Source organism: Candidatus Methanomethylophilaceae archaeon (assembly GCA_017524805.1).
In the GTDB taxonomy this organism is placed as follows: domain Archaea; phylum Thermoplasmatota; class Thermoplasmata; order Methanomassiliicoccales; family Methanomethylophilaceae; genus Methanoprimaticola.
In genome coordinates this window covers 103,645-126,882 of record JAFXUX010000009.1, presented here as the reverse complement: position 1 = coordinate 126,882, position 23,238 = coordinate 103,645, and the positions used below count along the sequence as shown (strand labels likewise).

The window sequence follows — 23,238 nt, the reverse complement described above, 5'->3', positions numbered from 1 at the left end:
GAACTGAGATTCAGCAAGGAAGGTTAAGTCGTAACAAGGTATCTGTAGGGGAACCTGCAGATGGATCACCTCCTATGTCGGGCGGGCCCCCGGGCCCGCCCCTCGGCAGCTTGCCATGCGCCAAACGTAGCATCGAACGCCTATCTTTTCATCATAAGTTTCTTTCTTAGCATTCGTTCATTGTACCGATTAAATATGTTGAATGTATGGTCACAAATGTCCAGGTGAAAGTATGCAGGTTCCATGTTCAAGTTTTAAGGCTATCAATTCAGCCACTCAGATCCGTTCCAAAATTGAGGCATATCTTAAAAGAATCAATGGGGATAAACTCGAGATCGGACCTCTCGGCCCTAAGATCGAGGATGCTTACAACAGGGGACTCATTGATTTAGAGAGGAAAACCAAACTCGAAGAGATACTTATCGAGTGTGAAACCATAATTTTCAACATGCGCGATGGGGAACCGATAGAATTCAAGGACATAAAATCGTGGGCGAAATATGTCGATTCTTTGGTATGATTTTGGCTGATGCCATCATACCGGTCCTTCCTGATCGACTTCCGCAAACGATTCGTATTCCAGCATTTTTTGGGCGTTGCCCATTTCAGTCGCTTTCATATAGCATCTTATGGCTTCGTCGTAGGATTTCTCTACGCCGTGGCCATAATAATAGCATTCTCCGAGGCCATACATAGCATAGCTGTTGCCGAGTTCTGCTGATTTCTTATACCAATGCGCTGCTTTTTCGTATGATTGTTTGATACCTCTCGCGTTCTCATAGCACCAGCCTAAGCAGTACATCGCATAACTGTTGCCCAAATCCGCTGACTTCTGGTACCATTCGATCGATTTGACATAGGATTGCGCTATTCCGCGTCCATAGTAATAGCACCATCCTAGGCTGTACATCGCATAGCTGTTCCCGAGTTCTGCCGCTTTTGAGTACCATTTCACGGCTTCTTCGTAGGATTTTGCCAGGCCTTTGCCGTAATAATAGCACCATCCCATACCATACATGCAATATGAGCTTCCAAGCTCTACGCCCTGCTTATAATTCTCAACGGCTTTCTCGTAAGATTGCTCTACACCGCGCCCATAATAGTAGCATTCCCCAAGGTTACCCCAGGATTTGCGGTCTCCCAGATCCGCCGCGATTTTGTAGTACTTGAACGCTGTCTCGTAGGATTGCTCCACTCCCTTCCCTTTCTCGTAGCATTCCCCGAGGCTGTGGAGGGCGTAATAATTTTTCAGATCAGCTGCTCTCTCATACCAGTTTATAGCTTCCACGTATGATTTTTTGACTCCTTTGCCATATTCGTAGCACCAACCGAGGCCATACATCGCATAGCTGTTCCCCATTTTGGCGGCTTTTTCATAGAGCTCAACTGCCTTCTCGTACGATTGCTCCACGCCTTTTCCGTTTATGTAGCACCATCCGAGGCTGTGGGTGGCGTATGCGTTCCCTCTGTCCGCCGCTTTTTTGTACCATTCCGCGGCTTTTTCCAGGGATCTGTTCACACCGTTTCCGTAATAGTAGCAGCTGCCTATGCTATGCATGGCATACGTGTTGCCTTTTTCAGCGGCCTTCATGTAGCACTCGAAGGCTTTCTCATAGGATTGCTCCACGCCTTTTCCGTGGTAGTAGCACCATCCCAATCCGTTCATGGAATAGGTGTCGCCCAATTCTATGCCTTTCCTGTACCATTTCACGGCTTCTTCGAATGATTTTTTAACGCCATGCCCGTAGCAATAGCAATCTCCCATGTCGCTGATGGATCTGGCATCGCCGCAGTCGGCGCCTTTCCTGTACCATTTCACGGCTTCCTCGTACGATTGCTCCACGCCCTTCCCTTTCTCGTAGCATTCCGCTAGGCTGTGCATGGCGTAGATGTTTCCCATGTCGGCAGATTTCGCATAAAGCTCAGCGGCTTTCTCATAGGATCTGGGGATTCCTTTGCCGTTTTCGTAGCATTTCCCGAGGCTGTGCATGGCGTAGCTGTTGCCCAAGTCGGATGCTTTTTGGAACCATTTGACGGCTTCCTCATACGAGCGCCTGACGCCCTTGCCGTTTTCGTAGCATTTCCCGAGGCTGTGCATGGCGCGGCTGTGGCCAAGCTCAGCGGCTTGCCTATAGTAAGAGACGGCTTCTTGGTACGATTGGTCTGAGCCTTTGCCCATCTCAAAACTTCTTCCGGTTCTGTAAAGCGATTCCGCCTTGGATTCACTTGTCGGACCATGATGCCTGTTTTTATCGTTCGCCATCTGCTCCACCGGGTTTCGATATGCCTTTCTCTTCCGTGCCTTTTGATCTTCTGACGCGCTAGTGTCGTAGATTGGATTATAACTATTTATTTAGTATAATGCAACCGAACCCTTTACTTTTGTCATTTGAATGTTTATGCAGCGTTTCAGGCATTTATGCCTTAAAGAATATCCATTGACTCATCCTTCATTCTTAACAATTATATAACAGTAGAGATAAACAATATCATGGATAAATCGCCCGCACGCCGGAATTCGCGGATTCCTTTGCAATGTGAGCGTTGCGGCGCTTTGGTCTCGCAGGAAAGCTGCTACAACAGTATGGGTGCGGATCCGCTTATTTTATGCGATTCATGCCATGGCAAAGTTCAGAAGGCTTGGGCAGCGATGTCGGAGGGGATCGGCGCCAGAAAGCGTTTCATTGTCGATTCTCTCTCCGAAGGCCCCGCCACACGCCGTTATTTCTCAGTGGTTCCCAAACTGGGAGAGACGCTGAGATCCATGAAGAAAGAAGGCTATTCCATCGTTATCGGAGATGACGGGAGATATCGCCTGACTGATTCGCCGGAATTGGCATCATTTTCCGAATCGCTCCGCACATGCGTCAGCGCCGAGGACGGGGAATGGCTCCGCGGCATCTATTCCGACCACTGGGAATGGCTTTGCGCCGCATATTGCGACAGCCAAGGAAAACCTCGTACGACCGATATGGACGAGCTCATAAGGTACAGCGACGCAGAGAATTCTGTTCCGGAGTGTTTCGAGCGCAATGCCGGCGGCAGAAGGTATGCCTATGAGATCGGCATGGCCATGCGCGAGAAGGTCATGCTCAGGCTATTGGATCTGGTCATGGCCGAATGCACCGGCGTCGTATCGTTGGGGCCTGGAAAAGTGGCTTTCAAATGCGTCGAGATGACGTACGGCCCTATAGTAGACGAATCGAAGATCCGCGAAAGGAGCGGATTCGATTGCGACATACTTGTGGCAGAGGATTCGGTGGAATGCTTCGCGGACGAGGATATAGCCCCCTTCGAGGAATACTTCGAGCAGGAGGGGAACGTCAAGGTGGCATCCATGCTGGATTACATGTGCAGCCTTCGCAGGAGGGGCATCTGATGGTGTATGTGATACTTCCGATCGATTCGAAAGCGTTGCCATCCTTCCTTTATACAGGCGTGGCTCCGGCGATGTCCCGTTTCGCCGTATCCCCGGCTGACGGGGCCGACCGCGCATTCGTGTCCTGCGGAAATGAGCTGATAGGCCCGTTCGACATCGTCGGGAAAGGTTCTGGAACGGTTTCATGCAAGATTTCGGAGCCTATACGCAGGATGCAGCACCAGCCGGTAGACGTTCCGACGAGGATCGCCGATTCGATGGCATCCAAGCTTCTCGGCGGCGCCGAAGCGATCCCCAAATACGAGGGGGTCACCGGCGACAGCGTGGCAGACGGCCTTCTCGCTTCGGCTGAGGACGGCATCATAAGGTTCGAGTCTGACAATTGGGATGTGGTCCGGCATTATTCGGATGTACTTGACAAAGCAGGCATATCGCATTCTTTGGCATCATCGTCCGAGATTTCGGTGGACGACAAGGGGCTGTGCGTCAGATGCGCATCCATCCCCGAGGACCTGCGCGTATCTGATGACGGTTTCATGTCAGGCTTCTTGGCGACCAAAGTGAGATCCGGCCGCATATACGGCTGTCCTGATTGGGCCAAGCACGCCTTCGGAAGCAGAGTATTGGTCGCTTCCGATCCCTACGGCAATCCGGCGGTGTCTAAGATGTCATCTTCTATCTATCCTTTCGGCATTCTGGTGGCTGAAGGCGTCGACAGCGCCGAGGATAAAGTTCCGGAGAGCTTCAGGTTCGCCGCCGCAGAGACCGTATATGTTACGGCTTTGGATCTCAGCGGTTACAAGGCAACACGCATCTGGGGGGACAGCCTTACGAGCATGTATAAGGCTGAGCGCAGCGGCGAATCCTATAAGGTCATAATCATGCGCAAGCTTTGCGACGAATCCGTCTCGCAGCTCAGGAACCGCCCATGCTATTTCGATGCTGTCGCCGTGGCATTGGATCCTGGCATAATGGCGGCGCCATACGGCAAGGTCAAACCGCTTCTCGATGTGAAAGGGTTCGATTGGTCGGTGGCCGACGGCATTTTCTCCGAGGAAGATGCTTGCGGCCCCAGGATAAGCGGGCCCGTTTTGGAGGAGGCAGAGCATTTTCTGAGGATTATCTGGGATAGCTGAGGTTTTTACAATGGACGACATCGAATCTTTCCGCAGGCAGTATCTTGAAGACATAAAAGCGGACGCGAACGCTACTGGGGCCAAGGCATCGGAGAGGTTCTTGGCTGAGGCCACCAAAGAGATGGCCGCATACGATGTGTGCCCCGAGGCCGAACCGTGCTTCTATCGCGGCACGGGAAAGCGCAACAGGGCCATCGAAGTCCATGGATACGCCGATACCGACGGGGAAGGCGGTCTGAGCGATTGCACCTTAAGCATCTTCGCCTGCGACTATTCCGGAGAGCCGGACCCCCCCAGGATGACAGAGACCGAATTCAACGATTATGCCAGGCGTTGCTTGGCTTTCATCGAGGAATCCGCGGACGGATCCATAGAGGCAGCTTCAGACCCAGACAGCGCAGGCCACGGTTTGGCCAAGCACATCCGCATGGGATACCACAGGTATGACCGTATTTTCATCTACGTGGTCACGGACAGGCTTCGCAGCGTAAGGTTCAGGGAGATCAAAGACAGGGATCTCGGAGGGAAGCCGGTCCTTCTCCGCCTGATAGATATGGCATACATCCGCGAGACTTTGGGATCTTCCCGCCCGGATGACGATCGCATAATCAACGTATCCGATTTCGGATTCTCCGCCATACCATGCGTCAAAGCCGGGTCCAGCAACGGGTGCAACAGCTACATAGGTTCTGTCCCCGGGCTTTTCCTCGCCCTGATCTACCGCGACTATGGGAGCAGGCTTCTGGAATCCAACGTCAGGTCTTTCCTCACGGTGAAGACCAAGGTGAACAAAGGCATCCGCAACACCATCCGCGAGGATCCCGGGATGTTCTTCGCGTACAACAACGGCGTGGCGCTGACGGCTTCGAAAGTCGAGATCGGCCCCGGCGGAATAACCTCGTTCACCAACCTCCAGATAGTCAACGGCGGACAGACCACGGTATCCCTTTTCAAAGAGCTGAAAACCAAATTCAAAGACAAGCTATCCGAGATATACGTCCCGATGAAGCTCGTCGTCGTGTCTTCCGATGACGCTTTCGACATCGTCAGAAATATCTCCATCTTCGTTAACACCCAGAACGCGGTGAAGGAATCCGATCTCAGCTCCAGCAGCGAGTTCCAGATCGCCATGGAGAACGCTTCCCGCTCCTGCTCGATCCCCAATTCCGAGGCGAAATGGTATTACGAGCGTACCAGAGGCCAGTATGAGCAGGATTCGTCGAAGGGCACCGAGGATGACCGCGCAAAGTTCAGGAGGACTTACGACAAATCCAGGCGCATAGACAAGATAGACTTCGCCAAGTACAGGTATCTCATCGATCTCCGCCCGGACATCATCTCCAAAGGCGGGCAGACCTGCTACAGCTATTTCTCCAGGGCCGTGGCGAAGGAGTTCTCCGAGGAGCCGTCGTCTTTCGGCGCCGATTATTTCAAGCGCGTAGTCTCGGCGGCCATCCTGTACGGAGATACATACGACGCGATCGGAAAGTCGGATTGGTTCAAAGGCTCGCTGAGGCCCCAGATCTGCGCGTACGCCGTTTCTAAGGTCATATCCACCATCAGGGACAGGGGTTACGAGATAGATTGGGACGAGATCTGGGACAGGCAATCGGCCGACGAATCCCTCGTCCGCTTCGCGCTGTCCGCGGGCAGAGTCTTCCAGGAATACCTTTCGGACATCTCGGACGCAGGCGGGAATCCGCTTCAGGAATGCAGGCGCGAAACGTGCTGGGAATCCTTCTCTGCCATGGCGATACCGACCGATTCGGCGGCGTTTGCCCATTGCCTGACTTCCGCCCAGTCCGCGGAGAGGATAGCTGCGTCATCCGCTAAGGCGGAGACCAACGAAGCGGCTTACGCCCTCAGGTCCTTCACCGATTGGAACAAAGTCAGATACACGCTCATGCGCGAATCCGCGGATAGGAGGTAGATCATGGTGATCGACGACGTAATCGCCTATCTGAAGGATCCGGAGAACAGGAAGATTTCGCCTGGGCGTGCCAAGCAGGCGCTGGAGATCAGGAAGTGCTGCATCTGATCGGAGCTTTTTCCCGGAGAGCTTGGTGCCAGACCCGAAAGCATGCGGGCCGATGAGCATTACGCTCCCCGGGATGAAGGCTTTCTCTATGGGCGCCCCAAGGAACGCTTGGGCCCCTATCGATTCCAGAGAGCTCGGGAGCTTTATTTCCCTCAGGGAACCGCATCTGCTGAAGGCTCCGTCACCTATGGCGCGGAGGGTCGGGGGAAAATCCACATCAGAGAGGGATTCGCATCCGAAGAACGCATATTTTCCGATGGTCACGGTGCCTTCCGGCATCTTCACCATTCCCAATTCTCTGTTCCTCGCGAATGCGCTGTCCGATATCGATGTCACGCGCAGATCTTTCCCGCCGACCGAGACGGTTTCAGGTATGATGACGCATTTTTCTGATCCCTCATACCCGGTTATCGCCGCCTCAGAGACGCGTATCTTTTTGAATTTCAATCCTGGGTCTGGTTTGGCTTCCGTTTCGGTATCCTCAGGCTCATCTCCGCGGAGGTCCCTCATGAAAGATCTCAATTCATTGATGTCGAGCCCGGTGGCATCCGCTATCGATTCGGCCGCTTTCCTCGCCGCCGACGGATCCTGATCCCAGGCCATCCTGAGGAAGGCTTTGCGGCAGCATCTTTCCATGTATCCGACCATCAGGCAGTCCGCCAGCGGGAACCCGGCATCCATCATGCGGTTCTCAGTCAGGGATTCCTTGCCGGATTCCTCGATCATCAATTTCAGGAGGGACGCCCTGTCCTTCCCAGATTCCATGCGGATCGCCTCGAGGCCCCGCGCTTTCCTCATGTCCGCAACTATCGGCGCGATGTTCTGGATCCCCTCCGACAGTTCCTTCAGGGCAACGGACGCTTCGGCGAGGTCCGAGGACGAATAGCAGAGAACGAATTTTTGGGGGGAAAGGCCGCAGGCGGATTCGACGGCATACACGTCTTCGGGATCGAAGCCGCCGAACTGCATCAGCCTCGGGATCATGAGGGGATCGGCCGGATGGCCACCGATGCCGAACAGCTCCCTGAACTTTTCTGCCCTCCCCATGCTCCGCCAATCGTTGGCTCTCATGAAAAATGTTCGTCCGGTTCCTCCCCGTCTATCATGGAAACAATCGCTTCGGCCCATGACGAACCTTTCGATGCGAGCCTTCTCAGATCCTCGCCGTCGCATTCGCTCAGATCGAATGGTGTCATCGAACGGATTTTTTTCTGCGCTTTCTCGCATCCGTTTTCAGCCAGAGTCGCCAGCATGCAGATGCCAATCCCGCGGAACGCAGGGTTTCCCAAGCCTTCCAGGAACATATCTGCGGCATGTAACGCGACCTCCTCATGGCCTTGGCTGGCAGCAGTGGTCATCAATGCCAGCGCTTTGGTGGCCGAGCGTTCGATGCGCTCTCCCTTTTCGTATTCGAGCGCGAGCCTGTATCTGGAATCCGCGTCGCCCTTTTCGGAACCGTCGATGATTCTTCCCAGCTCTTCCGCATCCTCGCCATGCATTTTCAGCCATTCCACGGAAGAGCTCAGCCCTTCGGAAGCGGCTTTCTTGTGGAGGAGATACGCGTTGTAGAGAGATTTCGTTCTGCCATCTCCCTTTTCGTAAAGCCTTGCCAGTGCTGCCATCGCATAGGGGTTGCCCTTTGCGGCCGAGTCCTCATAAGCGGTGATTGCGGTCCCAAAATCGCCGTCTATTTCTCTGCTCTCTTCGTATGCGCGTCCGATAAGGAGCAGCGCCCAGGAGTTCTCTTCCGCCGCCAAACTGTCCAGCGATTCCATGCCGATCCTCTCTAGTTCGCGTCCGGCGATTCCGGCGAGCTCTTTCTGGGCTTTTCCGTCTCCGTTCTCGGCCGCGCGGACCGCATCTTTCAGCGATTCAGCATCCGTGATTCTTTCCATGATTTCCGATTGTCCCTCATCGGCTTTAATCCCAGCGTGTGCGTGCACATCGCGCCTCTGAATCCAGATTTTTATACGGCTTTGATGCTGGCCCTCCACATGGATGCGGAAGGGAAGGTGGTCGCTCTCCTGGGCAACCCGAGGAAGGCAATCGTGCGCCTCGCGATCCCGCTTTTCTTCGCTCTTCTGGTGTCGCAGGCCAATGTTCTGGTCGACAGGGCATGGTGCTCTGGCTTGGGCGTGGACACGCTGGCGGCGGTGGCTGTCGTGGCTCCGCTTTACAATGTGTTCGTCGGTCTGGGAAGCGGCTTGGGAGTCGGCGCTTCGGCTGTGGTTTCCAGGATGATAGGCGCCAAGAAAAAAGAGGACGCGTCCGTGTGCGCCGCCCAGTCTCTGGTTTTTGCCTTGTCGTTCGGAGCCGTCATGACTCCGGCGATGCTGATCGTCCAGAGTCCGCTTCTGATCGCAGTCGGAGCCGGGGATGTGATGTCGTTATCGTCGCAATACATGCTTCCGTTCTCCGTTTCGATATTGCTTTTGATCGTCAACGGGACCGTCTCCGGGATTCTCAGCGGGCAGGGCGCCGCCACCCAATCCACGGCGATGATGCTGGCTCTGGCGTTTTCCAACATGGTCCTGGATCCGATCCTGATATATTCCATGGATATGGGCGTAGCCGGGGCCTCTGCGGCCACTGTGATCTCCACGGTAATCTCTCTCGTGATAGGGCTGTACTTCCTTCTTTCCAGGAAGTCTTATCTGAGATATTCCCGGGAGAGCTTCCGCTATGACGGCTCCCATATGGGTGAGGTCATCTCAGCGGGAATCCCCCAGATGCTCGAGTATTGCGTCCTGTACGGTATGGATGCCGTCCTCAACTATCTGGTCATAGCGTGCGCCGGATCCGATGGGCTGGCGATATTTTCGACCCCGGATCGTGTCATAGAAGCCATAGTAGTGCCGGCGATGGCCGTCGGATCCGCGCTGGTTCCTGTAGCTTCGTCGGCATATGGGCAGAAGGATTCCGGGCGCATGTCCGAAGCGTTCGTTTATGCGTTGAAGGTCGGGATCCTGTCGGTCGTCGCTCTGATAGTGTTGCTGGAGATTTTCCCGGGCCAGGCCATGTCCCTGTTCACATATTCCGATCTGATATCGGATTACCGCCCGGCGATGGTCGAGGCGCTGACGATACTGTGCCTTTACGCGCCGTTCTATTCTTTCAATCCTATATGCTCAGGCTATCTGCAAGCGCTCGGCCATCCGGAGATGTCTGTCGTATGCGCGGTGCTTAGGAATGCCGTACTCATTTCGTTCTTCTGGATAGCGGGGCACTATTCTCTGCAGGCAATATTCTGGGCTCTGCTCTTCGGCCACATAGTCGGCGCCACCATCATTCTGGCCGCAACCAGACGCGTCAGAAAGAAGGTTTTCTCGGAGATGGCAGACTCCGCGCGACGTATGTAAAAGGGCCCGTCCAGGCATTCGGCTTTTGGGCAGCCATCTTTGGGGATGTCCGTTGCGAGCCTCAGATGGCTGGGAGGCGCCGATTATTTCCGAGTCGGGTTCGATTGTGAATTGCTGTTCCCCGCAATACTTAATATGGAATTACGCTTAACCTAAATCAAGGATACGTGAACCGTATGTCAGCAGAAAAAGTCACAGTCTCAGTGATCAAAGCGGATGTTGGCTCCGTCGTAGGTCACTCCAGGCCCCACCCTTCTATGCTGGAGGCCAGTAAGGAAATTCTCGCCGACGCTCAGAAACAGGGAACCATCGAGGACTTCTATGTCACCCGCGTCGGAGACGATATCAATCTTTATATGACCCACTACAAGGGGAAAGGCAACAAAGACGTCCATGGGGCTGCCTGGGAATGCTTCCAGAAGGCCGCTAAAATAGCGAAATCCATGAAGCTTTACGCGGCCGGGCAGGACATCCTCACCGATGCCTTCTCCGGGAACGTCAAAGGGGCTGGACCAGGTTCCGCAGAGATGTCGTTCGAAGAGAGGGGTTCCGAGCCCCTTCTGTTCTTCATGGCCGACAAGACCGAGCCTTCCGCATATTCCTTGCCTCTGAGCAAGATTTTCCTCGATCCTTTCACCACCACCGGGCTGGTAATCGATGCCAGGGCCAAGAAAGGATTCTGCGTCGAAATCCAGGACGTCATCGACAACAAGAAAGTCGTCATGAAATCCCCCGAAGAGACTCTGAGCATCCTCTCGCTTCTCGGAGACACTTCCAGATACGCTATCAAGAGGATCTGCTCCAGGTCCGGCATCGGTCCGGCATGCGTCGTATCCACCGACAAACTCAACCTTACCGCCGGGAAATACATCGGAAAGGACGATCCTGTCTGCATCTGCCGCGCCCAGAGCGGGCTTCCCTCCGTCGGAGAGTATCTGCAGCCCTTCATGAATCCCATGCTCGTCGCGGGATGGATGAGAGGCTCGCACTACGGAGCGTTCTACCCCTGCTCTCCTGAGGACTCCGATCCCGTCTATTTCGACGGACCCCCAAGAATCTGCTGCCTCGGATTCCAGCTGAACGGAGGCAAGCTCCAGGGTCTCGAGCCTTTGGGAGCTAAGAACGGGGACCACATACCCGTGGACTTCTTCAAGAGCGACACCTGGGATGTGGCCCGCGCCAATGCGGTCAAAGCCAGCAGGTTCATCAGGAGCCAGGGCCCATTCATGCCTTCCATCCTCGGTCCCGAGGAGATGGAATACACGTCCAGGCCTGAAGTCATCAAAGAGCTCACCTCGAGGTTCGAAGACCTTGACTGATCTCAGATACCCCGCGGTGATCGTCAATTTCAAAGTCTACAGCCAGGTGGAGGGACAGGGAGCCCTCCGCCTCGCCAAGATTTGCGGGAAGGTCGCCGAGGAGACCGGAGCATCCATCGCGGTATGCCCGCCCACCGCTGAGCTGTCTTACGTCGCATCTCAGGTTTCATTGCCTGTGCTCTCTCAGAACGTCGATCCGAGGAAACCCGGTTCCGGAACCGGATACACGACTCCGTCGGCCGTCAAAGCGGCAGGCGCTTTCGGCTCCCTCATAAACCATTCGGAGAACAGGAAGCCTGCGGATCAGGTCGAAGCCAGCGTTTCTATGTGCAGGGAGCTTGGCCTGACAACCTGCGTCTGCGCCGAGAGCATCGCAAAAGCCGCAGAGCTGGCCGCCTTCTCGCCGGATATGATCGCCGTCGAGCCGCCGGAGCTTATCGGAGGGGACACATCCGTAACGTCCGCCGATCCCGGGATCGTCAAAGACACGGTCTCCGCGGTGGAAGCCGTCGACGCGAACATCCCTGTGCTTTGCGGGGCCGGCGTCAAGACAGGCGAAGACGTCCGCGCCGCCTTGGAATTGGGGGCCAAAGGGGTTCTTCTGGCTTCCGGCGTGGTTAAAGCATCAGATCCGGAAGCGGTTCTCCGCGACCTCGTGAGATACATCTGAAATCCATTCCCGCAGATCTTATCAGGTTTGCGGGCATTTTTCGCTTCCATATCTATTGAACCGCCATTCAATTTTTAATAGTTGAACAGCTATTCAACTATTATGAAAGTAGTGCTCAAGCTCGAAGGTTTGGATTGCGCCAATTGCGCTTCCAAGATAGAGAACAGCGTGTCCAAGATCGATGGCGTCAGCGACGTCAACGTGACGTTCATGACCCAGAAAATGTCGTTCACCACCGAAAGGGAGGACGTGGATGCTGTCGTAGAGGCTGTATCCAAAGAGGCCATGAGAGTCGCAGACGACATCAAATCCGTGAGAAGGATAAAGTGAAAGTCACGCTCGCCCAGAGGATAATCATTGCCCTGGCGATATTTGCCGTGGGCATGGTCCTCCATCATACCCATTCCATTTCGGAGACCGCGGAGCTGCCCATATTTTTGGCCGCCTATCTCATCATAGGATACGATGTTTTGGCGGGTGCTTTCCGCAACATCATGCGCGGTAATTTCCTCGACGAGAAATTCCTGATGATGGTAGCCAGCATAGGCGCGTTCATCATCGGGTCATACGAGGAAGGGACGGCTGTCATGCTGTTCTTCCAGGTGGGGGAGTGGTTTGAAGACAGGGCCGTGAACTCGACCAGGAAATCAATCTCAGACCTCATGGACATCCAGCCGGAATATGCCAACCTCGTCACGGAGGACGGCATCGAGCGCGTGGATCCTGAGGAAGTGATGATAGGCGATATGATCGAGGTCCTGCCTGGGGAGAAGATACCTCTGGACGGGAGCATAGTCGAAGGGTCTTCTTCTCTGGATACCAGCGCCTTGACCGGGGAATCGGTTCCGAGAAGCGTGTCCGTCGGCGAAGAGGTATTCAGCGGATCGGTGAACATCAGCGCAAAGCTGAAGATCTGCGTAACCAAAGAGTACGCGGATTCCACTGTCTCCAAAGTTTTGGAGCTGGTCGAGGATTCGATATCGAGGAAAGCGCCGGTCGAGAAGTTCATTACCAAATTCGCGAGATATTACACCCCAGCCGTCATAATATCCGCCATATTCGTCGCCATCATACCCCTATTGTTCGGCCAGGACCCCAAGGTCTGGATATACAGGGCTCTGACCTTCCTGGTGGTTTCGTGCCCCTGCGCCGTGGTCATCTCCGTCCCTCTGGGATACTTCTGCGGGATAGGGGCGGCATCCAAGCTGGGCATCCTTGTCAAAGGCGGGAACTATCTAGAGGCTTTGGCCCACGCTTCAGTTGTCGTGTTCGACAAGACCGGCACCTTGACCGAGGGGAAGTTCGGCATCGACAAGATCGAAGCCGTAGGGTGCTCTGAAGAGGAGCTTCTCAAGCTGGCAGCCATGGCGGAATCCGGGTCCAACCATCCGATCGCCATATCCCTGAAGAAGGCGTGCTCCGAAGGTTTCGATTACAGCCGCATAGGCTCCTCCGAGGACCGCTCCGGAATGGGAATTGCCACTGTGATCGACGGGAAGACCGTCTTAGCCGGGAACAGGAAGCTGATGGCTCTGGAGGGCATAAACGTGGATACCGACGAGAGCATATTCACCACTGTCTATTTGGCGAGGGACGGCCAATATCTCGGGCGCATTATCCTATCTGACATGCTCAAAGAAGGGGCCAAAGAGATGGTAGGGGAACTGAAGTCCGTGGGCATAAGCAGGACAATCATGCTCACCGGCGATTCCAGATCCATCGGGGAGGAAGTGGCGGCCAGAGTCGGTTTGGACGAAGCCCAATGCGAGCTGCTTCCGGCAGACAAGATCAGCCATCTCGAAAGGATAATCGATTCCAAGCCGGAGAAAACTAATGTGATCTTTGTCGGGGACGGGATAAACGATGCCCCATCCATATCCCGCGCGGATATCGGAGTCGCCATGGGAGGGCTGGGGTCGGACGCCGCAATCGAGGCCGCCGACGTCGTCATCATGGACGATAAGCCGGAGAAAGTCGCCACGACGATAAAGATCGCGAAGCGCACCAACGGCATCGTCAAGCAGAACATCGTGTTCGCGCTGGGCGTCAAATTCGCCATCCTGGCTCTTTCCGTCGTGGGCATAGCCAGCATGTGGATCGCAGTCATCGGAGACGTGGGAGTGGCGATAATAGCCATCCTCAATTCGATGAGATGCATGCGCACTTCGATCTACGAGAAGAAGTGAAAACAATAGGTTCCAGCCTGCCGTTTCTGGCTGGGACCTTCATTCCAATCCTTTCAATGGGTATCCATCCTTGCGAAGAGCGGCCCAGCAAGCCAGATAGATGAGGCAGCAGATCCCTAGGGTAGTCGCGATGCCTTCCACGAACAGATCCGATGGGAAAGAGGATGCGATGATCATGCCGAAGAACGCCGCGATGAATCCGGTGAAATTGAGGGTCGACGACACAGAGCCGTTGTCACCGTCCCTTTGCCCCATCAATATGCCGAATCCGAAGGAACGGGTTATGGTGGATACGGCGCAGCACGGTATTATCGCCAGAAGGAGCCCAGCCCAATGGATCCCTCCGATCGCGAGCATCAGCGCGAAGCTAGACAGCCCCAGCAGCAAAATCGCCGCCACGCTTTTTCTCGGCGACAGTTTCAAGCGACCGATCGCCGCCGCCAACATCAGACCGAATATGCAGGACGCGGCCAGGACCAGGCTGTATTCCGTTGTGCCAAGCCCGAAGCGGATTTCGAACACGTAAGCCGAGACAGAGATGTATGCCAGCTGGCCCGCCATGAAAACGCACATCATCACCATGAACAGCACGAAATGCCTGTCGCCGGCGACCACTTTAATCCGCGACAGCGCACCTATCACAGAGCCCTCATGGCGCTCTTCGGGGAGGTTCCCTGGTAGAAGGCACCCCATCGACAGGCAGAGCAGAGAGACTGCCGTGAGGGCCCAGAACGTCGCTCTCCATCCTGAGATGTTGATCAGGACCGTGCCTATGACCGGCGCCAATATGGGCCCCAATATTCCCAGGGCGGCGGTTATTGAAAGGGCCGACTTCATCTCCTCTCCCGTGAAGCAGTCTTTGATCAGCGCGAACGCAGTGCACATTGCGCCTCCGCCTCCGAAAGCCTGAACAATCCTGAATGCGATGAACGCCCATACGTTGTCTGTAAGGCAGCAGGCGACGCTGGCTACGGCATAGATGGACATGGTTATCAACAGGATCTTTCTTCTGCCGTATTTGTCGCTCAGCGGTCCCAGAACCAGGATGCTGATGGCGAACGCCAGCATGAACAGGTACAGGGACATGTTCATTACGCTCTCAGGCGCGCTGAAATCCACGGTCATTTTGGGCAGGCCAGACAGGAACATGTCGGTGGACAGCGGGCCGAATATGCTGAGCACCAGTATCAGAAACAGAAGCGCACGGCGGCCCAATCCTTTGTCGGCCATGCCGTCTTGAGATGCGCGATTCGTATAAATCTTGCGGAACGTAGCTTCCATTGATAGCGGGCCCATTTTAGCAATCTTAGGGAAAGACGCAATCGCTTATCCTTCGGATCGGAAATCGGATTGCATGGACGCTAAGATGGCCTTGGTCGTGTTGCTGATGCTCCTGATTCCGGCTTCTGTATCATGGGATTCTGACGGGGCTTCGCCAACTCTGCTGATCCGTGCTTTCGATCCCTATGGGGAAGCCATCGCAGTGTCCAACCCAGGTCCTGGAACCGCCGATCTTTTTGAATTTTCCCTGACAGATGGAGAAGGGACTTGGGCATTCAAAGAATCGTTCATCATTCCCGCGGGTTCGACAGTCGCATTCTCATCCGATCCGAAATGCGAATCGTTCGGCGGAAGGTACCACATCGTAGTTCTAGGCGAAGAAGGATTCTCAAAGGGCAAAGGCTCCCTTGTGCTCAACAATACCGGCGACGAGATCTATCTGATGAAGGATGGGGCGGTGATCGATGCCGTCTGCTATGGGAACAAGAAGATCGATGAGGGAGACATATGGTCCGGGCCTCCCGCCGATGTTAAAAAGGGATACTATACGCTCAGGGTCGGAGGGGACACCAATACCGCGGAAGATTGGGCAACCCGCCGTCCGGGCGTTACCGAAGTCGATTTCGATCCTAAAATCACGTATCAGGCAGAAGTGACCCCCTTCCTGTTCCCAGACAGCGGAGGCGTTCCCATCTACAGGGCATTGGAAGCAGCCGAGGAAAGGGTGCAGATAGCGCTTTATCTGCTCAGCAGCAAGAATATATTCTCCCTTCTGTGCGATTTGGAGGATAGGGGAGTAGATGTCACGCTCCTTCTGGAAGCGAATCCTCTTGGGATCGATCTGATAGCTTATCTGCCTCTGATGAAAGCTTTAGCGAACCACGGGGGCGAGATATATCTGATAGGAGGCGACGGCGAGCGCTTCCCATATATGCATGCCAAATACGCAATCATCGACGGGTATAGGACCATCATTTTGACCGAGAATTGGACGTCAGACAATCTGAACGGCAACGTCCGTCCGTGCTCTTACGGGGACGATACCGGAAACAGAGGGTGGGGCGCCGTAATAGACAGCGCAGACCTGGCGTTCTTCATGGAGCAGATTTTCTCCAACGACATCGACATGGGTTACGGAGACGTCAGGAAATTCGTAGATGCGTATCCGAATGCGAGGGCAGCCGGCAATCTCGTTTATTCATCTCCGGAAGGCGAATATGGCGAAGCATTCCAAGCGTCCGTGCTGCCTTTCCTTTCTCCGGACGGTTCGTTCGAAGCCGAATCATATTACATGGGCATCTCCGCGGAGAGGGTATACTCTCAGCAGCAAAGCATAGGGTCGTCCATGAGGGACGTCGCCGAAGGCTCGCCTATCTGGTGCATGGCTCAGGCCGCTTCCAGAGGCGTGGACACCAGGCTGATAATCTGCGAATTATCGGCCGGAAGCTATTCGGATGAGCTTTGCGCCGAGACGCTGATCAAGGCGGCATCGATGAGGGTCCCATACGTCCACAATAAAGGGCTGGTATGCGATGACGTCGCCATCGTCGCGTCAGTGAATTGGACGGACAATTCGTTCTCGATGAACAGGGAATTCGGCGTGGCGATAGAGTCGGCGGATGTGGCAGGATTCTTCGCCGAAGCTTTCCTCAGGGATCATGCCAGATGTTATCTTTATGAGGGATTCACGGCCGAGATAACGGAGATGAAAAGCAGGTATCGCTATGGGGAGGAGGCCGTTTTCTCGGTAACGATGTCGGCCATCGGCGATTATTCCTACGAATGGGATCTGGGGGATGGCAGGGTGAGGGTCACCTCGATTCCGCGCATGTCGTTCTGGCCTTCTGAAGGGGAGCACATGATGGTGGTTACGGTATCCGACGGATCGGGTTTCTCCTGCACCGCGTCTGCCGCTTATTCCTCCGACAAGGACCCATCAATCGCGGGTGGGATCTCCGGTCTGCTGGATGGTTTCGGTCTCCTTCCCTCATATTTTGCTTTAGCGGCCGTGACTATTGTTTTGGCAGTTGTATATGCCCTGGCGAGGCATTACAAGCAGGTCAGAGGCGATATGTAATTATCATGTCCAGCAATTCGGGTGCATGGATGCGAAGAAGCTATCGGCCCTCGCGGCGGCTCTGATCGCGGCGCTATGCGCGACTCAGATTTCCGAATCCGGTTCGGATGCGGATGTCTCGTACGGGGTGCTCATCAGCGAGTTCAATCCCTTCGATTGGGAAGGGGTCACATTGACCAATTACGGCGAAAAAGCCGTCGACCTGAACGGTTGGTATCTGAGCGACGGAGAAGGCAAATGCGTTTTCTCATACTATAGGCTGGACGCCAAGAGTTCGGTCACTGTCGTCAGGCCGGACAGCAGTCCGAAGAGCTCCTTTGCCGACCGCGAAAATGTGATCGACGTCGACAGCGCCGTTCTGAAAGCGGATAGCCAATATCTCTTCGCAAATGGCGGGGACCAGGTTTACCTGTATGATTCCTCCGGCTTCTGTGTGGATGCATTGTGCTACGGCAGCAAGACCATCGACGACGCATCGATCTGGAGCGGGAGTTCTTTAACGATTTCTGGAAGCGACGTTTACGCGGTCAGGAACGGCTCCGTGGATTCTGACACAGCCTCTGACTGGAAGATCACAAACGGCGCGTCGGCCGGATATGAGTTCGATCCCAGCCTGCAATATCGGGCCACCGTCACACCTTTCGTTTTCCCTGACAGCGGCGGGGTCCCGATCTATGAGGCCATAAGCTCTGCCAAGAGTTCGGTGCACATCGAGATGTATCAGCTCACCAACAAGAACATGTACGCGCTCCTGTGCGATTTGGCCGAGAAGGGAGTCGAAGTCACTCTCCTGCTGGAATCCAACCCTTACAAATCCGATCAGTCCGGGGTCGCACCCAGTTTGAAGGCGCTTGTGAACGCAGGCGGCGAGGTGAAACTGATCGGAGGGATGTCCGGAGACCGCTTCAATCTCGTCCATGCGAAATACGCTATCGTCGACGGCAAGACGACCATCGTCACTTCCGAGAACTGGACCGTAGACAATCTCAACGGCAAAATCATGAACGGCACATACAGCGAAGACTATGGCAACCGCGGATGGGGAGCTATAATCGAGAGCAAGGATTATGCCTCCTATATGGAGGGCGTTTTCTCAGCCGACATCAGCGGCAAGGATGTCAGAGATTTCTCTGAGATGAGCTATTCCAACGTCACCCCAGCGAGTCTTCGGTACAGCAAGCCGCAGAGCGGGAATTTCAAGTCTTATTCGGCGTCGGTCTGCCCCATATTATCGCCTAACAACTCGTGGGACAGCGAGATGTATTGGATCGACAGGGCGGTCGATCGCATCTATGTCCAGCAGCAATCTTTGGACCAGTCATATGAGGACTGGACCGAGTCTTCTTCGCCTCTGTATCATCTGAATTCCAAAGCTATTTCGGGGGCAGACGTCAGGCTCATCCTGAATTCCGGAAGCGAAAACGATCGGGTTTATGTTGAAAATTACGTCGAGAGCGTAAACAAGGGCAGCATGATAGATGCCGCCGCCATGGATAAGCCCTATGTGCACAACAAAGGATTGGTTTGCGATGACGTTGCCATAGTGTCGTCGGTGAATTGGACTTACCCTTCGTTCACTACCAACAGGGAAGTGGGCGTCGCGATACTTTCCTCGGATGTGGCCGGCTATTTCGCCAGCGTATTCGAGAGCGATTTCGATAAGAATTACGCGTACGAGGGTCTTTCCGTCACGATAACGACCACCGACAAGACATACGAGCTTGGAAAGACGGTGACGTTCAAGGTCAGCGTGACCCCTGCCGGAACGTACACTTACGATTGGGATTTCGGCGACGGCCAGACCAAGACCACCAAGGTCCCGAGCGCTACGGTCACGGTAAAGGAAGGTTCTCATATCTTGAAAGTGACCGTATCCGATTCCTCCGGAGATTCGGCCAGCGCCTCAGAGAAATACGTGGTGCAGCCATCCGGCGAGAGCCAGAATTCCGATGACGGAAGCGGTTCCGGAGGTTGGCTGAAATACGCCGCCATCGGGATAATCATCCTGTTCGTCGCTCTGATCGGGCTTTCCAGACTGAAGAGATGATCCGGTGATAATCAGACAGGCGGGCGAGAAAGATTTCGAGAAGGTTTGCTCCATCATCAATGGGAACCTCGACGATTATTTCTCGCCCGATGTCATAGCCTTTTTCATGTCGCAGTGGCCGCATGGCCAGTTCATCGCCGAGGATGTCTTCGGCAATGCCCTCGGTGCCATCTGCGGCTCCAGACTTGACGGGGGGAGGGCATCCATTTCCCTCTTCGCCGTGGAGTCTTCTTTTCGTGGCAAGGGGGTAGGCGGGATGCTACTGGACGCATTCCGCAGGAGATGCTTCATGGACGGGTATGGCACCATCCAATTGGAAGTCCGCACCGCGAATTCCAATGCCATAGCGTTCTACAAAAAGCGCGGATTCGTGTGCTCCGAGTTTCTGCCGCATTTCTACGGGGACGGCGGAGACGCCTATCGCATGGTGGCTTTCTCGTCTGGCTGCAGAGCGTCATAAAAAGGAAAGCCTCCGAGGGGAGGAATGGGTTTCGGCGATCACGAGAACATGCTGTCGTCGACGTGGTCTGTCTGGTAATAGTATCCGGATCTTTCCTTCTGTGCGGAAGATACGTCTTTGGAGAGGCCTGAGGTGTACGATCCGTACCTTTCGCGGATCTGGTCCTCCACGGGGCGGGATCTTCTGAGGGCTCTGCGTATGTGGTCGGCGGTGATGAGCTCGGAGCCTTCCATCACCGCTATGTCTCCGGCAGATCTTATCAGCCCTCCCAGCTCCCTGAGCCTGAGGGTGAGGGAGTTGGATTGGTTGTCGTCTCTGGCGCGGCGTTTGCCCTCTTCGATTATGAGCTTTACCGCCTCTATGTCCGCGTGGGGTATGTGCCCGTCAAGGTTGACTTCCTGGGCCACGAATTGGGCGTATTTGGCTCTGTTGCGGTCGTTGTCGGGCATCGCGATGTCCACGAGTATCTCGTATCCGTTCCCTATGATCCTGGATCTGAGAGGGGACAGGATGTTCTCGATGTCCTGCATGTTGCATGCGGCCACCAGGATGAAGTCGCACGGAACGTCCTCCACTTTGACGCTGGCTCCCGCGGATTGGGGGTTCCTGCCCATGATGGGGAAGGATTTCTCCTGCATCGCGGTGAGTATGTATCTCTGGAGGTCTCCGAGATGGGATATCTCGTCCACGAACAGCACGCCTTCATGGGCTTCGTGGATGGATCCCGCGATGACCCTTTCGTACGCTGGGGTGCCGAGCTTTTCGTGGCCTCCGTATGGGTCGTGCCTCACGTCCCCCAGCAGCTCGGTCTCCGATGCTCCTGTGGCGAGGACGAAGGGGTTCCTGTTGAGCTTGACCAAGGTCTTCTCGTTGGATGTGCGGGTGAGCTCGCTCCTCTTGTCGATTGCCGCCTGGTCGAGCATGCGTATCTTCTCTCCGGCGCGCTCGAAGATCACGGTCTCCTCGTAACCGTTCGTGGTGCGGGTGGTGCGGACTTTCTCCTTTCCGGCGGTCAGCTGGCCGACGGATTCGCCGAGGAGGCCGCCGATGTTTCCCATCAGGTCCTGGAACGGGTTGCCTCTCCCTCCTCCGCTCATTTTGCTGTAGTTGCAGTAGGGGCAGCTGAGATCGGTTGGCTGGGATATCTTCCCGCAGTTTTTGCATCTGTATCCGAGGTGCTCCGCCACGCCGGGAGGCGCATCTTCCGGATCTTCCAGCACTCCTATGGGCTCGCTTCTGAGGGCCTCTTCCTTTTCGACCTCCTCTCTGTCGAGGATCTCGATGAAGGGCCTCTCGGCGTTCTCTGGGTTCTCCACGACCCTCACTTCGTGGGAGGGTGTCGGGAGATTCATGGAGAGGGCGCGGGCTATCATGGATTTCCCAGTGCCCGGCGGACCCACCAAGAGCAGATGCCTGCGCTGGCGGGCTGCTATTTTGGCGAGATCTATCGCTTCCTCCTGTCCGAGGACCCTGTCAAGGGGATCGGACGGGATGAGGATCTCTTCGGTGGAGCGCATCTTCTCGACGACGCTCCAGGATTCTGCGGCTATTTTCTCTGTCATTTCGATCATTTTCAGTAGAGGTCCTCTTTGGTGAGGATTGTGATTTCCGCGGGCATCTTGGATATGTTTCCTTTGCGGGTTCCGATCACGGTGTATATGCCTTTCTCGGCGGAGATGTCGAGGATCCTCTGGGAGATCACGCCGTCGAAGACGATGGCGATGGCCCCGCCGGAATCCTCTTTGAGGGAATTGACCAGGTTTTTGACTGCAACCTCTCTGATCAGAGCGTTGCCCTCGCCCAGGATCTTCGCGTTGTGGGTAGTCGAGAGATCCAGGAGCATGTCGCGGAACTCGGTCTGCTCGGGGGTAAGAACCTTGTCGGAGCTCTTCTTTCCGCGGAGAGTCCTTCTGGTTTTAGGTTTCTCGGCAGGCTTCTTCTCTTCGGATACAGGTTCTTTGGAATCATCGATCTCTTTGGCGGGCTCCGCGATCATATCGGGGGTTTCGGCGGCCTCTATGAGGATCTTCTCCTCGGCCGCACCGATCATGGCCGGGGCCTCGGGCCCTTCGATCATGGACAGGGATTCGCTTTCGTCCTTCTTTTTCTTGTATTTGTCGATGGCGGAGTCGTCGAAGCGAGGCTTCCTGTGGTCTTCCTCCTCGTCGCGGTCCTCGTACTTGTCGCGCCTGTCCTTCCTGTCTCTGCGGTCGCGCCTCTCGTCGTCGCGGTCCTCGTACTTGTCGCGCCTGTCCTTCCTGTCGCGGCGGCTTTCATCGCGCTTGTCTCTGCGGTCGCGCCTCTCGTCGTCGCGGTCCTCGTACTTGTCGCGCCTGTCCCTCTCTTTGCGCTCGCGGTATTCCGACTCGTATTCGGGCTCTTCCAGCTCTTCCTCCAGTGCTCCCTCCTCGGTGATGAGGCCGTTCATCTCCATGTATTGGTCGCCGGGGATTTTGTTGCGGAGGCATTTTATGATCTGTTTGGAAGTGAGCTCCTCGACCTCGTGGGCGCGAGGCGCGCGGGCGATGAAATCGACTTCGGCGACTTGGAAGAGCTCTCTGAGGATCAGCTCTCCGCCTCTGTCCCCGTCCACGAAAGCGGTGGCGACCCTTTCTCTGGAAAGGTCCTGGACGGTCTTGGGGATGTTGGTCCCCTCTACGGCAATGGCGTTCTTGATGCCGGCTTTCAGAAGGTTGAGGACGTCGGATCTGCCTTCGACGATGATGATGGGGGTGTCCGAATTCTTCACGTCGGGCCCGGCGGGGCACCTGTCTTTTCCGTACGAAGTAATTTCCTCTATCTGGACGCTCTGCCTGACGCTGTCCATGAGGTCGTAGCTGGATCCCTTGGACTGTTTGATGAGCTCATTGAGAAGCTCTTTGGCGCGTTCGACGACCTTCTCCCTCTTTGTGACCCTTACGTCCTCGATTCCCAGAACGCGGATGCCCGCTTTGCAGGGCCCTACGCGGTCGACCGTTTCCAGAGCGGATGCGAGGATGACTGTCTCGACCTGGTCCAAACTGGAGGACATATAGATGATACCCTCGGATTTGCCTCCTTTCGAGACGACTTCCACCTCTATCCTGCCGATTCTTCCGGATTTCTGGAGGTCTCTGAGGTCGAGCTCGTCGCCAAGAAGCCCCTCGGTCTGGCCGAAGATGGCGCCGACGACGTCAGGTTTCTCAATGATCCCGTCGGCGGTGATCTTCGCTTTAACCATGTATTTCGTTGTATTCGGATCGATATTCATGTGAACACTCCTTTGGGGTGTAGGAAAAAATCTGTC

The 23,238-nt window shown here is 55.1% G+C and carries 18 protein-coding genes and 1 rRNA gene; 13 read left to right on the top strand and 6 right to left on the bottom strand.

Going from position 1 to position 23,238, the window contains the following annotated elements; translation table 11 throughout:
• Together IKP20_03385 and IKP20_03380 are read left to right on the top strand one after the other, a co-directional pair.
• Positions 1 to 74, top strand: a 16S ribosomal RNA gene (locus tag IKP20_03385); the annotation flags it as partial.
• A 128-nt stretch (positions 75 to 202) separates the two neighbouring features.
• Positions 203 to 520, top strand: a complete 318-nt coding sequence (locus tag IKP20_03380; protein ID MBR4504000.1) for a hypothetical protein — start codon at positions 203 to 205, stop codon at positions 518 to 520.
• 15 nt (positions 521 to 535) lie between these two features.
• Here the strand turns inward: IKP20_03380 and IKP20_03375 are convergent, their stop codons facing one another.
• Complete coding sequence (locus IKP20_03375) at positions 536 to 2,263, bottom strand: SEL1-like repeat protein (protein MBR4503999.1); 1,728 nt, start codon at positions 2,261 to 2,263, stop codon at positions 536 to 538.
• Between the two features lie 387 nt (positions 2,264 to 2,650).
• On the opposite strand from IKP20_03375, the gene IKP20_03370 reads away from it, so the two are divergent.
• From IKP20_03370 to IKP20_03360, 3 genes are read left to right on the top strand one after another with little or no spacing between them, the layout of a single operon-like run.
• A complete protein-coding gene (locus IKP20_03370) occupies positions 2,651 to 3,379 on the top strand; it encodes a hypothetical protein (GenBank protein ID MBR4503998.1) in 729 nt (242 codons plus the stop codon).
• The gene (locus IKP20_03365; protein ID MBR4503997.1) at positions 3,379 to 4,515 is read left to right on the top strand and encodes a hypothetical protein; all 1,137 of its coding nucleotides are present in this window, start codon (positions 3,379 to 3,381) and stop codon (positions 4,513 to 4,515) included. Before IKP20_03370 ends, IKP20_03365 begins: the two co-directional genes overlap by 1 nt.
• Before the next feature lie 10 nt (positions 4,516 to 4,525).
• Positions 4,526 to 6,445, top strand: a complete 1,920-nt coding sequence (locus tag IKP20_03360; GenBank protein MBR4503996.1) for an AIPR family protein — start codon at positions 4,526 to 4,528, stop codon at positions 6,443 to 6,445.
• Here IKP20_03360 and IKP20_03355 read toward each other — a convergent pair.
• The gene (locus tag IKP20_03355) at positions 6,338 to 7,600 is read right to left on the bottom strand and encodes a leucine-rich repeat domain-containing protein (GenBank protein MBR4503995.1); all 1,263 of its coding nucleotides are present in this window, start codon (positions 7,598 to 7,600) and stop codon (positions 6,338 to 6,340) included. The two genes, IKP20_03360 and IKP20_03355, sit on opposite strands and share 108 nt — an antisense overlap.
• Before the next feature lie 20 nt (positions 7,601 to 7,620).
• Entirely contained in the window at positions 7,621 to 8,448 is an 828-nt protein-coding gene (locus IKP20_03350; protein ID MBR4503994.1) for a sel1 repeat family protein, read from the bottom strand.
• Between the two features lie 99 nt (positions 8,449 to 8,547).
• On the opposite strand from IKP20_03350, the gene IKP20_03345 reads away from it, so the two are divergent.
• From IKP20_03345 to cadA, 5 genes are all read left to right on the top strand, one after another.
• Positions 8,548 to 9,912 (top strand): MATE family efflux transporter, encoded by a 1,365-nt coding sequence (locus IKP20_03345; protein MBR4503993.1) that lies wholly within the window; start codon positions 8,548 to 8,550, stop codon positions 9,910 to 9,912.
• A 176-nt stretch (positions 9,913 to 10,088) separates the two neighbouring features.
• Positions 10,089 to 11,231, top strand: coding sequence for a fructose 1,6-bisphosphatase (locus tag IKP20_03340; protein MBR4503992.1), 1,143 nt, complete (start codon positions 10,089 to 10,091; stop codon positions 11,229 to 11,231).
• Positions 11,232 to 11,247: 16 nt separating this feature from the next.
• Positions 11,248 to 11,901 carry a triose-phosphate isomerase gene (gene tpiA, locus IKP20_03335; protein ID MBR4503991.1) on the top strand — a complete coding sequence of 218 codons (654 nt, stop codon included), beginning with the start codon at positions 11,248 to 11,250 and terminating at the stop codon, positions 11,899 to 11,901.
• 102 nt (positions 11,902 to 12,003) lie between these two features.
• Complete coding sequence (locus IKP20_03330; protein ID MBR4503990.1) at positions 12,004 to 12,231, top strand: cation transporter; 228 nt, start codon at positions 12,004 to 12,006, stop codon at positions 12,229 to 12,231.
• The gene (gene cadA, locus IKP20_03325; protein ID MBR4503989.1) at positions 12,228 to 14,087 is read left to right on the top strand and encodes a cadmium-translocating P-type ATPase; all 1,860 of its coding nucleotides are present in this window, start codon (positions 12,228 to 12,230) and stop codon (positions 14,085 to 14,087) included. The genes IKP20_03330 and cadA overlap by 4 nt, the downstream gene beginning before the upstream one ends.
• Before the next feature lie 39 nt (positions 14,088 to 14,126).
• On the opposite strand, the gene IKP20_03320 is transcribed toward cadA, so the two are convergent.
• Positions 14,127 to 15,317 carry an MFS transporter gene (locus IKP20_03320; protein MBR4503988.1) on the bottom strand — a complete coding sequence of 397 codons (1,191 nt, stop codon included), beginning with the start codon at positions 15,315 to 15,317 and terminating at the stop codon, positions 14,127 to 14,129.
• A 124-nt stretch (positions 15,318 to 15,441) separates the two neighbouring features.
• Between IKP20_03320 and IKP20_03315 the strand changes: the two genes are divergently transcribed.
• The 3 genes from IKP20_03315 (at position 15,442) to IKP20_03305 (ending at position 19,952) form a co-directional block, all read left to right on the top strand.
• On the top strand, positions 15,442 to 17,445 hold the full coding sequence (locus IKP20_03315; protein MBR4503987.1) for a lamin tail domain-containing protein: 2,004 nt from the start codon (positions 15,442 to 15,444) through the stop codon (positions 17,443 to 17,445).
• A gap of 25 nt (positions 17,446 to 17,470) precedes the next feature.
• Positions 17,471 to 19,492, top strand: coding sequence for a lamin tail domain-containing protein (locus tag IKP20_03310; GenBank protein MBR4503986.1), 2,022 nt, complete (start codon positions 17,471 to 17,473; stop codon positions 19,490 to 19,492).
• A 106-nt stretch (positions 19,493 to 19,598) separates the two neighbouring features.
• A complete protein-coding gene (locus tag IKP20_03305) occupies positions 19,599 to 19,952 on the top strand; it encodes a GNAT family N-acetyltransferase (protein MBR4503985.1) in 354 nt (117 codons plus the stop codon).
• Between the two features lie 38 nt (positions 19,953 to 19,990).
• Here IKP20_03305 and IKP20_03300 read toward each other — a convergent pair whose 3' ends face one another.
• On the bottom strand, positions 19,991 to 21,520 hold the full coding sequence (locus IKP20_03300; protein MBR4503984.1) for an AAA family ATPase: 1,530 nt from the start codon (positions 21,518 to 21,520) through the stop codon (positions 19,991 to 19,993).
• 5 nt (positions 21,521 to 21,525) lie between these two features.
• Positions 21,526 to 23,202, bottom strand: a complete 1,677-nt coding sequence (locus tag IKP20_03295) for a DNA primase (GenBank protein MBR4503983.1) — start codon at positions 23,200 to 23,202, stop codon at positions 21,526 to 21,528.
• Positions 23,203 to 23,238 lie beyond the last annotated feature (36 nt).